This is a genomic window from Sphingomonas pseudosanguinis, assembly GCF_014196255.1.
Classification (GTDB): domain Bacteria; phylum Pseudomonadota; class Alphaproteobacteria; order Sphingomonadales; family Sphingomonadaceae; genus Sphingomonas; species Sphingomonas pseudosanguinis.
In genome coordinates, this window is record NZ_JACIDH010000001.1 from 421434 (window position 1) to 438001 (window position 16568).

Genomic DNA, 16568 nt, shown 5'->3' on the forward strand with positions numbered 1-16568 from the left:
GCCGTTTTGCCGGCGAAAAAATGCCGAATTGCCGGTTAACCATTGGCCGAAAGACCCTCGTGACGCTCACGGGTCTAGCCCCTGTGCTGTCGATCCCAGGATCGTCAAAAGGGGTTTGCGTAATGGCTTTTCGCTGGACCGGCAGTCGCTGGGCGCGGCATGACAGCCGGGCCGTGTTGATGTTGCTCACCATCCTGCTCGGGGTGTTCGCCCCCGTCAGCGCCTTTGCCGCCAAGGTGCAGAAGGTGTTCGTGCGCGGCGCGCAGGTGATCATCCGGTTCGATTCGCCGGTCAAACGCGCGCGCAGCGTCATGCTGAACGAACCGCGCCGCATCGCGGTCGACGTGGTCGGCGCGACGCCGGGCGGCAAGGGGCCGGCGCCGATCGACCAGGGGGCGGTACGCACCCTGACCCAGAGCGTGGTCATGCCCGGCGTCACCCGGCTGCGTTTCGACCTGGCCGAGGATGCGACGATCTTCGACGGCGGGTTCGACAGCGATGGCCGGCAATTGTCGCTGACGCTCAAGCCGCTCAAGCGCGGCTATACCCAGGCCAGTTTCGCCGGCGCGCTCGACTTCTTCCCGTTCCATTTCCAGACGCGCAAGCCCAGCTATACCCTGTCGGTGCCGGTGCCCGCCGCGACGCGCACCCTGCCGCTGCCGCGCGTCCGCGGTGCCGATGACCGGCCGCTGGTCGTCATCGATGCCGGGCATGGCGGGGTCGATCCCGGCGCGATCAACCCGCAAACGGGCCTGCGCGAAAAGGACGTGACGCTGGCCATCGCCCGGGCGATCCGCGACACGCTGGTCGCGAGCGGTCGCGTGCGCGCCGCGCTGACCCGCGAGGATGACCGCTACATCCTCCACCGCGAGCGCTATAATATCGCGCGGCGGCTGCATGCCGACCTGTTCATCTCGATCCACTGCGACAGCGCCGGTGCGGGCGAGGCGCGCGGGGCCACCGCCTATACCCTGTCCGACGTCGCCTCCGACAAGGAGGCCGCGCGCCTCGCCGCGCGCGAGAACAAGGCCGACGTGATCGCTGGCGTCGATCTGGGCGGCAACAGCGACGTGTCCTCGATCCTGATCGACCTGACCCAGCGCGAGACGATGAACGCCTCGGCCAGCTTCGCGCGGCTCCTGGGCCGCGAGGCGCAGCCGCTGATCCCGGTCAAGCCGAGCTTCCACCGCATGGCCTCGCTGATGGTGCTGAAGGCGCCCGACATGCCCTCGATCCTGTTCGAAACGGGCTATATCTCCAACATGCAGGACGCCGCGTTCCTCGACAGCCGCGACGGGCAGAAACGGATCGCGCAGGCGGTACTCCAAGCGGTCGAAGTGCATTTCGCGCGGCGGATGGCATCGCGGTGACGTCATCAACAGCCGCCTGAGTGATCATCTCACGAGCGAGTCGATGCGACGAACTAGGGTCCGCCGCATCGAAAACATTTTCAGGGACACATGCCGTTGAAATATCGATAATAGGGGGATGTGGTCCCTGATGTCTCGATCTCTCCACTGCAGTAGAAAGTTTCCTGGCCTACGACCCGTGTACGCGATCCGTCGCTGTAATATTGTTTGACGTAATGATAGTCGTCATATTGCGCTGCGGCGGTCGCGCTGATCGCAATCGTGGCTAGAATGGCAAGCTTCAGCTTCCTCATGTCGCCTTCTCCCTGCCGAGCTATACATATGTATGAGAATCATTGTTGTGCTCGGTCTCGGAAGCCTATCGTAGTTTTAGGAATTGCTCAACGGAAAGAGGGCGGGTATTATTTCTAGAGTTTGCTAGATTGTGAGGTTCTGGGTCCCAATTGTCCGCATTGGCATCGTTTTGGATGAAATGGCGAGATTGGTCTGGCGTCTGGCTTCGCCGTTGCGGAAAGCTTAAAGCCGCCAGATGATCCGCGTCTGTGCCCTTTACCGTTTCGCCACCTTCCCCGACCCCGCCGCGCTGCGCGAACCCCTTTTGGCGGTCGCGGAGGCCAATGGCATTCGCGGCACGCTGCTCTTGGCGAGCGAAGGCATTAACGGCACCATCGCGGGTACACCGAACGGCATAGAGGCGGTGCTGGATCATATCTGCACGCTGCCGGGGTGTGCCGATCTCGATTATAAGGACTCCACCGCCGAGGCGATGCCGTTCCACCGGATGAAGGTGCGGTTGAAGCGCGAGATCGTGTCGATGGGCGTCGACGGCATCGATCCGACCCGCGAGGTCGGCACCTATGTCGCGGGGGCGGAGTGGAACGCGCTGATCGCCGATCCCAAGACCGTCGTGATCGACACGCGCAACGATTATGAGGTCGCGATCGGGACGTTCGACGGTGCGGTCGATCCGGGGACGAAGAGCTTTCGCGATTTCCCCGCCTGGTTCCGTGACCACCGCGACGAGCTGCTCGCGGGCAAGACCCGGGTGGCGATGTTCTGCACCGGCGGCATACGCTGTGAGAAGGCCACCGCCTTCCTGAAGGCCGAAGGCGTGGAGGATGTCTTCCACCTCGATGGCGGCATCCTGAAATATTTGGAGACGATGCCCGCCGAGGAAAGCCGCTGGAACGGCGAATGCTTCGTTTTCGACGCGCGCGTCGCGGTGGGGCATGGGCTGGCGCCGGGCAGCCATGCGCTGTGCCATGGCTGCCGCATGCCGGTCAGCCCCGAGGATCGCGCCTCGCCGCTCTATGTCGAGGGGGTGAGCTGTCCCGCCTGCCACGGCACGCGCGATGCGGAGCGGCTGGCCGCCTATGCCGAGCGGCATCGGCAGGAGCGGTTGGCGGCGGCGCGGGGCGAGGCGCATGTCGGCGCGCGCTTCGCATCGCCGGACGATGCGCGCGACGAACCGCATAAGGGGTAACGCCCAACGATCGGTAAGGCGGGTGGCAAGCCGGGGCGAACCTGCTACACGGGCCGGCGCAAAGCCATGGCCGTCGATCCCACCCACCCGTCCGAATCCCCCGAAACCCCGCGCCGGCGGCTGTGGAGCCGTTGGTGGGTGAAGGGGCTCGCCGCGCTCGCGCTGCTGGTCGCGATCGGGGCGGGGGTGTTCTGGCTGGTCTTCATGCGCGACCTGCCCTCGGTCGACGCGCTCAAGGCCTATGAGCCCCCGCTGCCGACCCATGTGCGTGGGCTCGATGGCACGCCGATCCAGTCCTATGCGCGCGAACGCCGGGTCGAGCTGTCGTTCAGCGAATATCCGCCGCTGCTCGTCCGCGCCTTCCTGGCCGCCGAGGACAAGAGCTTCTTCGAGCATGGCGGCGTCGATTATCCCGGGCTGGCGGGTGCGGTGTTCGACTATGCCAAGAAATTCGGCAGCGGCCGGCGCGCGCGCGGCGGTTCGACCATCACCCAGCAGGTCGCCAAGAACCTGTTGATCGGCAACGCCTATTCGCCGACGCGCAAGGTGCGCGAGGCGATCCTGGCGTACAAGATCGAGGCGACGCTGACCAAGCCGCAGATCCTAGAGCTGTATCTCAACCAGATCGCGCTGGGCCGCAACGCCTTCGGCGTCGAGGCGGCGGCGCATGCCTATTTCGACAAGGAACTGAACGAGCTGACGCTCGGTCAGATGGCCTATCTGGCGGTGCTGCCCAAGGGGCCGTCTAACTACGACCCCATCCGCCATCCCGACCGCGCGCTGGAGCGCCGCGCCTATGTGCTGCGCGAGATGCTGGACCACAGCTTCATCACCCGCGCGCAATATGATGCGGCGATGGCCGAGCCGCTGGGCACCGTGCTGCGCCGCACGCCCAAATATGCGCAGGTCGGCGGCTATTTCGTCGAGGAGGTGCGCCGCCAGCTGATCAAGCAGTTCGGCGAGAATGCGCAGAGCGGACCGCACAGCGTCTATGAGGGCGGGCTGTGGGTGCGCACCTCCTATGACCGGCGATTGCAGGACCTGGCGACCGAGGCGCTGCGCGACGGCCTCGTCCGGTTCGAGGGCGGGCGCGGCTGGTCCGGGCCGATCCGCCATGTCGATCTGGACGGCGACAATTGGCAGCAGGCGCTGCTCAACACCAATATCGGCCTCGACTATCGCGACTGGCGTGCCGGCATCGTGACCGCCAAGGACACGGGTGAGGCGACGATCGGCTTCGCCAATGGTCGCACCGGCAGCCTGCCGCGCGCGGCCGCGCAGATGCCGCGCCGGGGCACGGCGGCGACCGCGTTCAGCGCGCTGAAGGTGGGCGACATCGTCGCGGTCGCGCCGCAGGGTAGCGGCTTCGGCCTGCGCTCGGTGCCGCGCATCTCGGGCGGCTTCGTCGTCGAGGAACCGGCGAGCGGCCGCGTGCTGGCGATGCAGGGCGGGTTCGACGCGCGGCTCCAGGCGTTCAATCGCGCCACCCAGGCGCAGCGCCAGCCGGGCTCGACGATCAAGCCGATCGTCTATTCCGCCGCGCTCGACCATGGCATGACGCCGGCCTCGATCATCGTCGACGGGCCCTTCTGCGTCGATCAGGGTGCCAATCTGGGCACCAAATGCTTCCGCAATTTCGGCAATTCGGCGGGCGCGGGCCCGCACACCATGCGCTGGGGCATCGAGCAGTCGCGCAACCTGATGACGGTGCGCACCGCCGCCACGGTGGGGATGAAGAACGTCGTCGCCATGATCAAGCAGATGGGGATCGGCGATTTCCCGGCCTATCTGTCCTATGCGCTGGGCGCGGGCGAGACGACGGTGTCGCAGATGGTCAACGCCTATGCGATCCTCGCCAATAACGGGCGCGGCGGCGATCCCTCGCTGATCGACTTCGCGCAGGACCGGCATGGCAAGGTGATCTGGCCGGAGAATTGGCGCGCCTGCGACCGGTGCAACATGGCCGATTATGACGGCAAGCCGATGCCGCGGCCGGTCTCGCACCAGCGCCAGGTGATGGACGCGATGACCGCCTATCAGATGGTCCATATCACCGAGGGCGTGATCCAGCGCGGCACCGCGACGGGTCTGCGCGATCTCGATCGGCCGATGTTCGGCAAGACCGGCACCAATAACGGCCCGACCGATGTGTGGTTCGTCGGCGGCACGCCGCAATTCGTCGGCGGCCTCTATATCGGCTATGACCATCCGCGCTCGCTGGGCGGCTATGCGCAAGGTGGCACGATCGCGGTGCCGATCTTCCGCCAGTTCGCGGAAAAGGCCTATGAGGGGCTGGAGAAGCTGCCCTTCCGTGCCGCGCCGGGCATCCGCATGGTGCGGATCGACCGCGCCAGCGGGCGGCCGGTCTATGGCACCTTCCCGACCGGCAACGATCCCAAGCCCGCCGTGATCTGGGAAGCGTTCAAGCCCGAGAGCGAGCCGCGCCGCCGCGCGCGCCGGAACGCCGAGGCCGCCACCACCGCGCCCGCCACGCCCAGCGGCCCGGCGACGCCCGCGCCCCCGCGCGACAGCGATTTCTTGCAAAGGGAAGGCGGAATCTACTAGCCCGCTTCCCATATGACGTTTTTCCGCCCGTCTGGCGGACGCACGACCGATTCGGAGAATATTCATGCGCGCTGAAGCGCAGGCTCATGTCGACACGATCAAGGACGCCCTGGAGCTGCTGCGCCGCTTCCTCGACTGGGACCGCGCGCTGCGCCGCCTGGACGAGCTGAACGCGCGCGTCGAGGACCAGGCGTTGTGGAACGACCCCAAACAGGCGCAGGCCGTGATGCGCGAGCGTCGCCGCCTGGACGAGGCGATCACCGCCACCCGCGCCATCGAGAACGAGCTGTCGGGCACGGTCGAGCTGATCGAGCTGGCAGAGATGGAGGGCGACGAGGAGCTGGAGAAGGAGGCGGTCACCAGCTTGGGCGATCTCGCCAAGCGGGCGGAGGCCGACAAGGTCAAGGCGCTGCTGGCCGGCGAAGCCGACGCCAACGACACCTATCTGGAAATCAATGCCGGCGCGGGCGGCACCGAGAGCCAGGACTGGGCCGGGATGCTCCAGCGCATGTACACGCGCTGGGCCGAGCGGCGCGGCATGAAGGTCGAGCTGGTCGATTATCATGCGGGCGAACAGGCCGGGATCAAGTCGGCGACGCTGCTGATCAAGGGCGAGAACGCCTATGGCTATGCCAAGGTCGAATCGGGGGTGCACCGGCTGGTGCGGATCAGCCCCTACGATTCCGCCGCGCGTCGTCACACCAGCTTTTCGAGCGTGTGGGTCTATCCGGTGATCGACGACAATATCGAGGTCGAGATCAACGAGAGCGAGCTGCGCATTGACACCTATCGCGCGAGCGGTGCGGGTGGTCAGCACATCAACACCACCGACTCGGCGGTGCGTATCACCCACTTGCCGACCGGCATCGTGGTGCAGTGTCAGAACCAGCGTTCGCAGCACAAGAACAAGGCCGAGGCCTATAACCAGCTGCGCGCCCGCCTGTACGAGCGCGAACTGGCCGAGCGCGAGGCGGTGGCGAACGCGGAGAACGCGACCAAGACCGATATCGGCTGGGGCCACCAGATCCGGTCGTACGTGCTCCAGCCCTATCAGCTGGTGAAGGACCTGCGTACCGGCGTCACCTCGACCGCGCCGGGCGATGTGCTCGATGGCGATCTCGACAGCTTCATGGCCGCCGCCCTCTCGCAGCGCGTGACCGGTGAGGCGGTCGCGGTGGAGGATGTCGACTAAAATGCGTAGCCAGGGGGCGGGATCGATGCTGGCGGTGGCGCTGCTCCTCGCGCTGGGGGGCGCGGTGGCCGGTTGCGATGGCTCGAAGCCGCTGATCAACCAGCAGGCCGATGACGACAAGCCCGGCCCCTTTCCGGCGGCGGATCGCCCCGTCGCGGACGTCGTCTCGTCGCGCTGGTCGAGCGAGGATGCGCGCGACCGGCTGCGCGAGGCGGATCAGGTCATGGACCGCGCGAAGATCCGGCCGGGCATGACCGTCGCCGATATCGGCGCGGGCGAGGGCTATTACACCGTCCGCCTGGCGCAGCGCGTCGGCAAGGAAGGCCGCGTGCTGGCCGAGGACATCGTCGCCGCCTGGCGCGACCGGCTGGCCGAGCGCGTCGCGCGCGAGCGGCTGGACAATGTCAGCGTCAAGCTGGGCGAGGCGGCCGATCCCAAGCTGCCGCCCAACAGCTTCGACCGGGTGCTGATGGTGCATATGTATCATGAAATCGGGCAGCCCTATGAATTCCTCTGGCGGCTCCATCCGGCACTGAAGCCCGACGGGCTGGTCGTGGTGGTCGATGCCGACCGGGCGACGCGCGCGCATGGCACCCCGCCCGCGCTGCTGAAATGCGAGTTCGAGGCGGTGGGCTTCACCCAGGTCTCGATCGAGAGCATGCCCTCGGCGGGCGGCTATCTGGCAACCTTCCGCGCCACCGGCCCCCGCCCCGAACCGGGCGCGATCCGTCCATGCCGGATGAAGGGCAAATAAGTCACCGTTGCGGTGACAGATTTGCAACCTGACAGCTTTGTCATGCATTGATCGGGTATCGACTCCGCACGGTGTCGATAGGCCACCGGCCAGCATGGGTCGGGGCACCGCATGAAGGAGACAAGGATGAATACGCTTTTGATCGCCGGGCTCGCGCTTGGGGCGGCGGTGGCGTCTGACGGTGCAATCGAGCACCGGACGCAGGTCGACCATCATAGCGGACCGGTCGCGGTCCATTATCGCGCCGATGTCGGCGTCACCCACAAGCAGATCGGCGCGGTTACCACCGGCGGCCGCCCCTCGACGCTGCGCTGCCTGTGGTCGGCGAACATGATCGTCCACCGCGAGGCGCGCGCGACCAATGGCGCGACGCTCAGCCGCAGCGCGGCGCATGACAATGTGATCGAGGGCAGCCGTCCGGGCTGGTGCAGTACCAGCCGCCAAGCTATCGCGCAGGAAGTGGCGGAGCGCCGCGACGCGCTGCACGACCATCTGCAGGCGGTGGCGCAGGAAGACCATCCGACGCTGCGCGCCGAAATGGACCGCCTGCACCCCGAAACCCGAGAAGGATAAGAAACCCTTTGCGTATCGCGTACCCCGCCGGCCTGTTGCTGGCATCCCTCGCTGTCGCCACCCCCGCCCTGGCGCAGGATCGTCCCGTCATCGGCGTCGAGCTGAACAGCGATGAGAATCGTCGCGGCCTGAGCTGGAGCGAGGGCAAGGTGTCGCCCTCCGCCGACATCTTCGTCACGCGCGGGGTGCTGGAGGCGAGCGGGCGGATCGTCGCGCTGCGCGAATCACCCCGCCATGGCGGCGCGGGCGCGGTTGGCGACCTCAGCCTCGGGGCGGGCACGATGGTCGGCCCGGTCAGCGTGCGCGGCCGGGTGACCGGTCACTTCTTCGCCGGTGCGGAGTTCGACGCCGATTATGTCGAGCTGGGTGCCTCCGCCGCCTATACGCTGGGGCCGGTTCAGGTCGATGCGGGCGCCGATTACGCGCCGTCGCAGCTCAACGCGATCGGTGGTGACAATCTCTATCTCCATGCCGGCGCGCGGGCCGGGGTGCCGGGCACGCCCTGGACCCTGCTGGCGGGGATCGGCCATTCCACGGGCAAGACCGTCGAGGTCTTCCGCGCCGCACGTTTGCGGCCGGACGGCGACTATACGGACTGGCGGCTGGGTGTGGAGCATGTGACCGGACCGGTGACGCTGGGCCTCGACTATGTCGGGACCGACGTGTCCGAGCGTGAGGCCGCGATCCTGATGCTGGCCGATGCGCGTCACTCGGGCGACCGCATCGTCGGGCGGGTGCGGTTCAGCTTTTAAGCGGGCGTTTTGCCCCCGCTATTGCCATATCGACAGCCAGACAAGGCTGCCTTCATTCCTCCCCTGCAAGGGGAGGGGGACCATCCGAAGGATGGTGGAGGGGTGTCCCCGGTCGTGAGTAAAGGCCGATCTCGCCAACGGTGACACCCCTCCGTCAGGCCTGCGGCCTGCCACCTCCCCTTGCAGGGGAGGAAAAGGTCAAATGTCGATCGGCCCTAAATCGCGCCCATATCCCGCAGGCTCGCCACGTGATCGCCGCCGAAGATCAAATGGTCGAGAAGCCGTACCCCCAACATGTCCAGACCCTGTGCCAACCGCCGGGTCAGCGCGAGGTCGGCGGGGCTGGGGCGGGGATCGCCATCGGGATGGTTGTGCGCGATCAGGACCGCCTGCGCCGATAGCAGGATCGCGTCCCGTGCGATGCGGGCGACCGGCACCGTCGCCGAGTCGGCATGGCCGATGATATGACGCAAGCCCAACAACCTCCGTTCCGGACCCAGATAGGCGAAGCCCACCGCCTCGACCGCGCCCCCCGACAGCCCGGCGAACAGCGCCTCGGCGTCGTGGCGCGTCGCGATGCGGAGGGCAGGGTGGGCTGAGGGGGGCACGACCGGTCCTGCCGCATCGCGCGCGCCGGCGCAGCGTCAGACGCCTCCGCTTGCGACACGATGGCCGCAGCGCTACGCCCCGGCCATGCGCCAATATCTCGACCTCATGGACCGGGTGCTGACCCAGGGTGTGCAGCAGATGGACCGGACCGGCACCGGCACGCTGTCGGTGTTCGGCCACCAGATGCGCTTCGATCTGGCCAGGGGCTTTCCGGTCCTGACCACCAAGAAGCTGCACCTGCGCTCGATCATCGTCGAGTTGCTGTGGTTCCTGCGCGGCGACACCAATGTCCGCTGGCTGCAGGAGCAGAAGGTCAGCATATGGGACGAATGGGCCGACGAAGCGGGCGATCTCGGCCCCGTCTATGGCAAGCAATGGCGCGACTGGGCGACCGCCGATGGCCGCCATATCGACCAGATCGCCGAGCTGATCGAACAGATCCGCACCCAGCCCGCCTCGCGCCGCCAGATCGTGTCGGCCTGGAACCCCGGCGACCTGCACGCCATGGCGCTGGCCCCGTGCCATTGCCTGTTCCAGACGCATGTCGCCAATGGCCGGCTGTCGCTGCAACTCTATCAGCGCTCGGCCGACATCTTCCTGGGCGTGCCGTTCAACATCGCCTCCTATGCACTGCTGACCCATATGCTGGCGCAGCAATGCGATCTGGAGGTGGGCGAGTTCATCTGGACCGGCGGCGATTGCCACCTGTACCTCAACCACCTCGAACAGGCCAAGACGCAGCTCGGCCGCGAGCCGGGCACGCTGCCCCGGCTGGAGATCGTGCGCAGGCCCGACGCGATCGATGGCTATGCGCTCGAGGATTTCGTGCTCCACGACTATGTCGCGCAGCCGCATATCAAGGCGGCGGTGGCGATATGATCGTCTTCGTGCTGGCGCGCGCGCGCAACGGCGTGATCGGGCGCGACGGCAAGCTGCCCTGGCACCTGCCCGCCGACCTGAAGCATTTCAAGGCGCAGACCATGGGCAAGCCGATGATCATGGGCCGCAAGACCTTCGAGAGCTTTCCCGCGCCCCTGCCCGGCCGGCGGCACATCGTGCTGACCCGCGATCCGCACTGGGCCGCCGAGGGGGCGGAGGTCGCGCATGACGTCGACGCCGCGCTGGCGCTCGCCGGCCCGGGCGAGGTCGCGATCATCGGCGGCGCGGAGATTTTCGCACTGTTCCTGCCCCGCGCGGACCGGATCGAGCTGACCGAGATCGATGCCGCGCCAAAGGGCGATGCGGTGGTCCCCGCCTTCACCGGTTGGCGCGAGCTATCGCGCGAGGCGCATCCCGCCGAGGGCGATCGGCCGGGGTATGCTTTTGTCTCGCTCGTGAAACCATGAGCCGTTAACCACGATTCCTGGCCGGCGCCGCTTCAATTGTGTCGGCAAGCCACATACAGCTGCTTCTGACACGCATCAGCGCAGCCATCGGATGCGCCGATGTACCAATCGAGCGGTAAGGCCGGATGATGTGGGGTGAGGCGCAGTCGGGGGCGGATCGGGCGGATGTCGAGGCCGAGCAGGGCTGGGACGCCGAGCGGGAGGCCGCGCTGTTCCTCGACCGGCACCGGCTGGACCAGGGTCCCGATAATCGCGCCGTCGTCCTCTATGCCATCCGCCATCCCGACAGCGCGCTGGGTCGCGAGGTCGCACGGCGCACCGATGGCGGCGTCCGCCTGACGACCGAGGATGTCGCCGCGCTCCGCCCGCTGCTGCGCGCGCATGAGGAGGCGGGGCACGGGCACGGCGCATGGCAGCGCGATCTGGGCGTCCAGGCCGAGCGGCTGGAATCGCTGACCAGCGACGCGCGGCAGATCACCAGCGATTTCACCAGCGACATGGCCGCGCTGTCCCGCGCGCAACGGGGCGAAGGCGATGCGAACGGCACGAAGGACGTCGCCGCGCTGCTCGAACAGCTGATTGCGCGCATCGCCCGGACCGAACGCGATCTGGCCGAGCTGTCGGGCAGTATCGCAACCTTGCACGACCGGATCGAAACCGCGCCGCGCGACCCGGATGTCGATCCGCTGACCGGGGTGATGAGCCAGACCGGCGCGCGCCGGCTGATCGCCGAACTGCCGGATCAGCCGCATGGCTATGCGCTGGCCACCTGTGGCCTCGACGATCTGGACGTGATCGAGACGCGCTATGGCCGGTCGGTGGCGGACAATGTGCTGCGCACCTTCGTCGCGACGCTGCGGCAGAGCTGTCAGGGCGTCGACATCATCCGGTGGGAGGACAATCTGTTCGTCCTGCTGCTGCGCGGGCGGCCGTTGGCGCATCTGGCGCTGATGATGGAGGAGGCGCGCGCGGCGATGCTGGCGCGCACGCTGCGGCTGCGCGGCTCGGGCGAGCCGATCGGCGTCGTTACCCTGTCGGCGGGGGTGGCGGCGGGCATGGGGGTGCCGATGCAGGACATGTTCGACCGGGCCGAGGCGTTTCGCGCCATCGCCGGCGGCGGGCAGGGCAATCGCGTGGTGTCGCGCGCCTAGCCAATTCGATCGGGCCTGCTATAGCGCGCGGCCATGCAGCGTCTCGATGGCGCGACCCCGCTTCCGCCCGGGCTGGCCGGCGGGATCGTCGCGCTGGGCAATTTCGATGGACTTCATCTCGGTCATCAGGCGGTGGTCGGGGCCGCCGTCGCGCGCGCGCGCGCCGAAGGGCGACCGGCGCTGGTCGCGACCTTCGATCCGCATCCCGTCCGCCTGTTCAAGCCGGACGCCGCACCCTTTCGCCTGACCAGCCTCGACCAGCGCGCGCGGCTGTTCGCCGCCGCCGGGGTCGATGCGATGATGGTGTTCCGCTTCGACGCCGCGCTTGCCGCGCTGAGCGCGCGCGCCTTTGTCGAGGAACGGCTGCTCGGCGATCTGAAGATCGGCGGCGTGGTGACCGGCGAGGACTTCACCTTCGGCCGGGCGCGCAGCGGGACGGTCGCGACGCTGCGCGAATGGGGACGCGAGCTGGGCTTTTCGAGCGACGCGGTCGCCCCCGTGGCGCTGGACGGCGAGACGGTGTCGTCGACCCGTATCCGCCAATATCTGGCCGCCGGCGAACCGCGCGAGGCCGCGCGGCTGTTGACCCGGCCCTTCACGATCGAAGGCGTGGTGCAGCATGGCGACAAGCTGGGCCGCACCATCGGCTATCCGACCGCCAATCTCGACATGGGCGAATATCTGCGCCCCGCGTACGGCATCTATGCGGTGCGCGGGACCCTGGAGGACGGGCGGGTGCTCGACGGTGCCGCCAATCTGGGCATCCGGCCGCAATTCGATCCGCCTAAGGAATTGCTGGAGCCCTATTTCTTCGACTTCGCAGGCGACCTGTATGGACAGCGCCTGTCGGTCGAGCTGATCGAGTATCTGCGGCCCGAGGCTAAGTTCGAGACGCTCGACGCATTGGTCGCGCAGATGGACGCCGATTGCGCGCGTGCCAGGGCGATACTGGCCCACATGCCGGCGTCGCATAATCCGGCATGACGTGTTAACCTAAAGTCGTTAAGGGCGTGTTCCCTATGACCGACGCGCCCGATTACCGCGACACCGTCTTCCTGCCGAAGACCGATTTCCCCATGAAGGCGGGGCTTGCCGCCAAGGAACCGGCGATTCTGGATCGCTGGGCCAAAATGGGGCTGTACGACCGCCTTCGCCGGGAGCGTGCGGGGCGTGAGCGGTTCATCCTGCATGACGGTCCGCCTTATGCGAATGGCGACATTCACATGGGCCATGCGCTCAACAAGGTGCTGAAGGACATCATCGTCCGCTCGCAGACGCTGATGGGCAAGGATGCGCCCTATGTGCCGGGCTGGGACTGTCACGGCCTGCCGATCGAGTGGAAGGTCGAAGAGGCGTATCGCGCCAAGAAGCTGAACAAGGACGAGGTGCCCGTCGCGCAGTTCCGCGCCGAGTGCCGTGCCTATGCCGACACCTGGGTCGGCACGCAAAAGGCACAGTTCGAGCGGCTGGGCATCATGGGCGACTGGGCCAACCCCTATCTGACCATGACCTATGACGCCGAGGCGGTGATCGCGGGCGAGCTGTTGAAGTTCGCCGAATCGGGTCAACTCTATCGCGGCGCCAAGCCGGTCATGTGGTCGCCGGTCGAAAAGACCGCGCTGGCCGAGGCCGAGGTCGAATATGAAGACATCGTCTCGACCCAGATCGATGTCGGGTTCGAGGTGGCGAGCTGCCCCGAATATCCCGATCTGGTCGGCGCGCTGGCGGTCATCTGGACCACGACCCCCTGGACGATCCCGGTCAACCAGGCGCTGAGCTATGGCGAGGCGATCGACTATCTGCACTTCGAGTGCGACGGCCGCCGTTACCTCGTCGCCGAGCCGCTGCTGCCCGCCTTCACCAAGCGCACCGGCATCACGATGAAGGGCTTCATCGCGCTGGCCAAGGGTCCGGTACTGCAGGGCGCGACCGCGCTCCACCCGATGCACAAGCTGGGCGGTTTCTTCGCCAAGCCCCGTCCGTTCCTGGCGGGCGAGTTCGTCACCACCGACGCCGGTACGGGCCTGGTCCATATGGCCCCTGATCACGGCGAGGACGACTTCCTGCTGTGCAAGGCGCACGGCATCGACCCCGTCTTCGCAGTGCAGGGCGACGGTACCTATCGCCCCGACTGGGCATGGCTGGGCGGCCAGGGCAGCGTCATCAACAAGAAGTTCGTCGCCGCCGAGGGCCCGATCTGCTCGGACCTGCGCGAAGCCGGTGCGCTGCTGTCCGCCTCGGACGATTTCCAGCACAGCTATCCGCATAGCTGGCGGTCGAAGGCGAAGGTCATCTTCCGCGCCACGCCGCAATGGTTCATCCCGATGGACCGCGCCGATGCGACGCTGGTGCCGGAAATGGCGATGGCGCAGGTCGACCCCATCTCGGGTGTGACGCCGCTCCTAACCGTGCCGCTGGGCAATGGCGCGACGCTGCGCCAGACCGCGCTCGACGCGATCGAGCGGACCCGTTGGGTGCCCGAGCGCAGCCGCAACCGCATCCGCTCGATGGTCGAGGGGCGGCCCGACTGGGTCATCAGCCGCCAGCGCGCCTGGGGCGTGCCGATCGCGCTGTACGTCAACCGCCAGACCGGCGAATATCTGAACGACAAGGACGTCAACGCCCGCATCATCGCCGCCTTCCGCGAAGGCGGGGCGGACGCGTGGTTCACCGCCGACCATCAGGCGCTGCTCGGTCCCGACTACAATCTCGCCGATTTCGAGCCGGTCAACGACATCCTTGACGTGTGGTTCGACTCGGGCTCGACCCATGCCTTCGTGATCGAGGCGCGGTACGGCGAGGGCACGCGCGCCAACCTGTATCTCGAAGGGTCGGACCAGCATCGCGGCTGGTTCCAGTCGTCGCTGCTCGAATCCTGCGGCACGCGCGGGCGCGCGCCTTACGACGCGGTGCTGACCCATGGCTTCGCGCTCGACGGGCAGGGGCGCAAGATGTCCAAGTCGCTGGGCAATGTCGTCGATCCGCTGAAGATCATCGGCGAATCGGGTGCCGACATCCTGCGCATCTGGACCGCCTCGACCGACTATTTCGAGGATGTCCGCATCGGCAAGGAGGTGCTCGCCACCGCCTCGGACAGCTATCGCAAGCTGCGCAACACCTTCCGCTATATGCTCGGCGCGCTCGACGGGTTTACGGACGAGGAGCGCATCTCGTTCGACGCGATGCCCGAGCTGGAGCGTTATGTCCTGGCGCGCCTGACCGCCCTCGACACCGAGCTGCGCCGCGCGGCCGAGGCCTATGAGTTCAACCGTTACTTACGCGCGCTGACCGATTTCGCGAACGAGGACCTGTCGGCCTTCTTCTTCGATATTCGCAAGGACTCGCTGTACTGCGACGCCGCGACCGATCCGAAGCGTCGCAGCTATCGCACCGTGCTCGACATCCTGTTCCACGCATTGGTCCGCTATGCCGCGCCGATCCTGTGCTTCACCGCCGAGGAAGTGTGGCAGGCGCGTTATCCGTCGGAGGACGGCTCGGTCCATCTGCTCGAATGGCCCGAACTGCCGCAGCTGGGTGAGGACGAGGCGCTGATGGCGCGTTGGGCCGAGATCCGGTCCTTGCGCGCGCAGGTGACCGAGGCGATCGAGCCGCTGCGCCGCGAAAAGACGATCCGTTCGTCCAACGAGGCGGAGGTGACGGTGCCGTCGCTGCCGCTCGACGCGCAGGGGCTGGCCGAGGCGTTCATCGTCGCCGATGTCGCGGTGGCCGACACGGTCGGCGTGACGCGGACCGATTATCACAAATGCGGTCGCTGCTGGCGGCATCTGCCCGATGTCGCGGCCGATGGCGAACTGTGCGGACGCTGTGCCGGGGTGGTCGCCCATGGCTAAGCTGCCCGCCCGCGGTCTGGCGACCGCCGCGATCCTGTTCGTCGTCGACCAGCTCATCAAATGGGCGGTGACCGGGCCGCTGTCCTTGCGCGCGCTGGGCGACGTTCGGGAGATCACCAGCTTCTTCAACCTGCGCTTCGTGCCCAATTACGGCATTTCGCTCGGGCTGCTGACCGCCGACAGCAACGCGTCGCGCTGGGCGCTGGTCGCGATGACCGGGGCGATCGCGCTGGCGGTGGCCTTCTGGATGACGCGCGAGCGCAATCCGGTCGACCAGGTCGCGCTGGGCTGCGTGCTGGGCGGGGCGCTGGGCAATATCATCGACCGGGTGCGCTTCGGCTATGTCGTCGACTTCGCCGATCTGCACTTCGGCGAGTGGCGTCCGTTTTTGGTCTTCAATGTCGCCGATGCGGCGATTACTATCGGCGTTCTGGTTTTGCTGGCGCGCGCGCTTCTCGTGCGCGATCGGCCTGCTCCTATGGAGAAGAGCAATGCGTAAGTTGGTGCCCGTCATCGCAGGTTTGTCCTGCGCCGCGTTGCTGACGGGATGTGGGGCCGGGCGTGGCCTGGACCGTGCGCGTCCCGACGAATTCGCCGTCGCGCGCCAGCCTTCGCTGGTGATCCCGCCCGATTTCGCGCTGGTCCCGCCGCAGCCGGGCGCCGCGCCCGTGCAGACGCGCGGTGGCCAGCAGCAGACGCTGGACGCGCTGTTCGGCGGTCAGGCGGCGCGCAGCCAGTCGGAATATGGCCTGGTGCAGAATGCCGGTGGCGACGCCGCCGATGCGGGCATCCGCTCCTCGGTCGGCGATCCGGCGACCAACGTCGTCGACAAGGGCGCGACCACCCGTGACATCGTCGCCGCCCCCGAAGGCGACGGCCAGGACGCCCGCGCCGCCGCCGGTACGCGCTGATCCTGCCATAG

The 16568-nt window shown here is 67.3% G+C and carries 16 protein-coding genes; 14 read left to right on the top strand and 2 right to left on the bottom strand.

Translation table 11 applies throughout. The features are described from left to right. Positions 1-122: 122 nt before the first annotated feature. On the top strand, positions 123-1370 hold the full coding sequence (locus GGR48_RS02020; protein ID WP_183950227.1) for an N-acetylmuramoyl-L-alanine amidase: 1248 nt from the start codon (positions 123-125) through the stop codon (positions 1368-1370). 80 nt (positions 1371-1450) lie between these two features. Here GGR48_RS02020 and GGR48_RS02025 read toward each other — a convergent pair whose 3' ends face one another. After that, positions 1451-1663 carry a DUF6289 family protein gene (locus GGR48_RS02025; RefSeq protein WP_183950228.1) on the bottom strand — a complete coding sequence of 71 codons (213 nt, stop codon included), beginning with the start codon at positions 1661-1663 and terminating at the stop codon, positions 1451-1453. Between the two features lie 236 nt (positions 1664-1899). On the opposite strand from GGR48_RS02025, the gene trhO reads away from it, so the two are divergent. The 6 genes from trhO to GGR48_RS02055 all read left to right on the top strand — a co-directional run bounded on the left by trhO (position 1900) and on the right by GGR48_RS02055 (position 8689). Continuing rightward, positions 1900-2853, top strand: a complete 954-nt coding sequence (gene trhO, locus GGR48_RS02030) for an oxygen-dependent tRNA uridine(34) hydroxylase TrhO (protein ID WP_183950229.1) — start codon at positions 1900-1902, stop codon at positions 2851-2853. A gap of 66 nt (positions 2854-2919) precedes the next feature. Then, on the top strand, positions 2920-5418 hold the full coding sequence (locus GGR48_RS02035) for a penicillin-binding protein 1A (RefSeq protein ID WP_183950230.1): 2499 nt from the start codon (positions 2920-2922) through the stop codon (positions 5416-5418). A 64-nt stretch (positions 5419-5482) separates the two neighbouring features. Next, positions 5483-6610 (top strand): peptide chain release factor 2, encoded by a 1128-nt coding sequence (prfB, locus tag GGR48_RS02040; RefSeq protein WP_183950231.1) that lies wholly within the window; start codon positions 5483-5485, stop codon positions 6608-6610. A 1-nt stretch (position 6611) separates the two neighbouring features. Further along, a complete protein-coding gene (locus GGR48_RS02045; protein WP_240456155.1) occupies positions 6612-7364 on the top strand; it encodes a class I SAM-dependent methyltransferase in 753 nt (250 codons plus the stop codon). Positions 7365-7490: 126 nt separating this feature from the next. Further along, positions 7491-7937 carry a hypothetical protein gene (locus tag GGR48_RS02050; protein ID WP_183950232.1) on the top strand — a complete coding sequence of 149 codons (447 nt, stop codon included), beginning with the start codon at positions 7491-7493 and terminating at the stop codon, positions 7935-7937. Between the two features lie 8 nt (positions 7938-7945). Beyond that, on the top strand, positions 7946-8689 hold the full coding sequence (locus tag GGR48_RS02055; RefSeq protein ID WP_183950233.1) for a TorF family putative porin: 744 nt from the start codon (positions 7946-7948) through the stop codon (positions 8687-8689). A 215-nt stretch (positions 8690-8904) separates the two neighbouring features. On the opposite strand, the gene GGR48_RS02060 is transcribed toward GGR48_RS02055, so the two are convergent. After that, complete coding sequence (locus tag GGR48_RS02060; protein ID WP_338110539.1) at positions 8905-9297, bottom strand: JAB domain-containing protein; 393 nt, start codon at positions 9295-9297, stop codon at positions 8905-8907. 85 nt (positions 9298-9382) lie between these two features. Between GGR48_RS02060 and GGR48_RS02065 the strand changes: the two genes are divergently transcribed. The 7 genes from GGR48_RS02065 to GGR48_RS02095 all read left to right on the top strand — a co-directional run bounded on the left by GGR48_RS02065 (position 9383) and on the right by GGR48_RS02095 (position 16557). Continuing rightward, positions 9383-10177 (top strand): thymidylate synthase, encoded by a 795-nt coding sequence (locus GGR48_RS02065; RefSeq protein WP_183950234.1) that lies wholly within the window; start codon positions 9383-9385, stop codon positions 10175-10177. Further along, positions 10174-10644 carry a dihydrofolate reductase gene (locus tag GGR48_RS02070; protein ID WP_183950235.1) on the top strand — a complete coding sequence of 157 codons (471 nt, stop codon included), beginning with the start codon at positions 10174-10176 and terminating at the stop codon, positions 10642-10644. The genes GGR48_RS02065 and GGR48_RS02070 overlap by 4 nt, the downstream gene beginning before the upstream one ends. 125 nt (positions 10645-10769) lie before the next feature. After that, positions 10770-11795 (top strand): GGDEF domain-containing protein, encoded by a 1026-nt coding sequence (locus GGR48_RS02075; RefSeq protein ID WP_183950236.1) that lies wholly within the window; start codon positions 10770-10772, stop codon positions 11793-11795. A gap of 33 nt (positions 11796-11828) precedes the next feature. Then, complete coding sequence (locus tag GGR48_RS02080) at positions 11829-12779, top strand: bifunctional riboflavin kinase/FAD synthetase (RefSeq protein WP_183950237.1); 951 nt, start codon at positions 11829-11831, stop codon at positions 12777-12779. Between the two features lie 35 nt (positions 12780-12814). After that, positions 12815-15646 (top strand): isoleucine--tRNA ligase, encoded by a 2832-nt coding sequence (ileS, locus tag GGR48_RS02085; protein ID WP_183950238.1) that lies wholly within the window; start codon positions 12815-12817, stop codon positions 15644-15646. Further along, positions 15639-16145: a signal peptidase II gene (gene lspA / locus GGR48_RS02090; protein ID WP_183950239.1), complete on the top strand. Its 507-nt coding sequence runs from the start codon at positions 15639-15641 to the stop codon at positions 16143-16145. Before ileS ends, lspA begins: the two co-directional genes overlap by 8 nt. Then, on the top strand, positions 16138-16557 hold the full coding sequence (locus tag GGR48_RS02095) for a DUF3035 domain-containing protein (protein ID WP_183950240.1): 420 nt from the start codon (positions 16138-16140) through the stop codon (positions 16555-16557). The genes lspA and GGR48_RS02095 overlap by 8 nt, the downstream gene beginning before the upstream one ends. Positions 16558-16568 lie beyond the last annotated feature (11 nt).

Bases quoted from the DNA above. Each gene is read 5' to 3' on its own strand.
- GGR48_RS02080 (WP_183950237.1), top strand. From the start codon at position 11,829: ATGCAGCGTCTCGATGGCGCGACCCCGCTTCCGCCCGGGCTGGCCGGC.
- prfB (WP_183950231.1), top strand. From the start codon at position 5,483: ATGCGCGCTGAAGCGCAGGCTCATGTCGACACGATCAAGGACGCCCTG.
- trhO (WP_183950229.1), top strand. From the start codon at position 1,900: ATGATCCGCGTCTGTGCCCTTTACCGTTTCGCCACCTTCCCCGACCCC.
- GGR48_RS02020 (WP_183950227.1), top strand. From the start codon at position 123: ATGGCTTTTCGCTGGACCGGCAGTCGCTGGGCGCGGCATGACAGCCGG.
- GGR48_RS02070 (WP_183950235.1), top strand. From the start codon at position 10,174: ATGATCGTCTTCGTGCTGGCGCGCGCGCGCAACGGCGTGATCGGGCGC.
- GGR48_RS02095 (WP_183950240.1), top strand. From the start codon at position 16,138: ATGCGTAAGTTGGTGCCCGTCATCGCAGGTTTGTCCTGCGCCGCGTTG.
- lspA (WP_183950239.1), top strand. From the start codon at position 15,639: ATGGCTAAGCTGCCCGCCCGCGGTCTGGCGACCGCCGCGATCCTGTTC.
- GGR48_RS02065 (WP_183950234.1), top strand. From the start codon at position 9,383: ATGCGCCAATATCTCGACCTCATGGACCGGGTGCTGACCCAGGGTGTG.
- GGR48_RS02035 (WP_183950230.1), top strand. From the start codon at position 2,920: ATGGCCGTCGATCCCACCCACCCGTCCGAATCCCCCGAAACCCCGCGC.
- GGR48_RS02045 (WP_240456155.1), top strand. From the start codon at position 6,612: ATGCGTAGCCAGGGGGCGGGATCGATGCTGGCGGTGGCGCTGCTCCTC.
- GGR48_RS02050 (WP_183950232.1), top strand. From the start codon at position 7,491: ATGAATACGCTTTTGATCGCCGGGCTCGCGCTTGGGGCGGCGGTGGCG.
- GGR48_RS02075 (WP_183950236.1), top strand. From the start codon at position 10,770: ATGATGTGGGGTGAGGCGCAGTCGGGGGCGGATCGGGCGGATGTCGAG.
- ileS (WP_183950238.1), top strand. From the start codon at position 12,815: ATGACCGACGCGCCCGATTACCGCGACACCGTCTTCCTGCCGAAGACC.
- GGR48_RS02025 (WP_183950228.1), bottom strand. From the start codon at position 1,663: ATGAGGAAGCTGAAGCTTGCCATTCTAGCCACGATTGCGATCAGCGCG.